Source organism: Gracilibacillus saliphilus (assembly GCF_010994085.1).
GTDB classification, from domain to species: domain Bacteria; phylum Bacillota; class Bacilli; order Bacillales; family Amphibacillaceae; genus Gracilibacillus; species Gracilibacillus lacisalsi.
In genome coordinates, this window is sequence record NZ_WJEB01000090.1 from 1 (window position 1) to 436 (window position 436).

General features: G+C 36.0%; 1 protein-coding gene. It reads left to right on the forward strand.

Annotation, left to right across the window (positions count from 1 at the left end):
- Nucleotides 1–436: RNA-guided endonuclease InsQ/TnpB family protein (locus GHT08_RS21980; RefSeq protein ID WP_163583504.1), on the forward strand; the 436-nt coding region annotated here is incomplete at both ends.

Here is a 436-nt window from a genome sequence, read left to right on the forward strand (position 1 = left end):
ATTACCCTAAGTTTTATCGACAAATGCTTGAGAAATTAGCAAAAGAACAGCGTAAATTGTCTCGTAAGAAGAAAGGTTCTTCCAATTGGCATAAACAACGTATTCGAGTAGCTAAAATTCAAGAGAAAGTCGCCAATCAACGCAAGAATTTCCTTCACCATCAATCAAAAGAATTAGTAACGAATTATGATGCGGTTGTGATGGAAGATTTGGATATGAAAGGCATGTCACAAGCACTTCAATTTGGGAAAAGCGTAGCTGATAATGGTTGGGGAATGTTCACTTCTTTCTTGCAGTACAAACTAAATGAACAAGGGAAACAACTTATCAAAATAGATAAATGGTTTCCCTCTACAAAAACTTGCTCTAACTGTGGTTCTGTAAAAGAAATCAAATTATCAGAGCGCACTTATCGATGTGATTGTGGACTAAACCT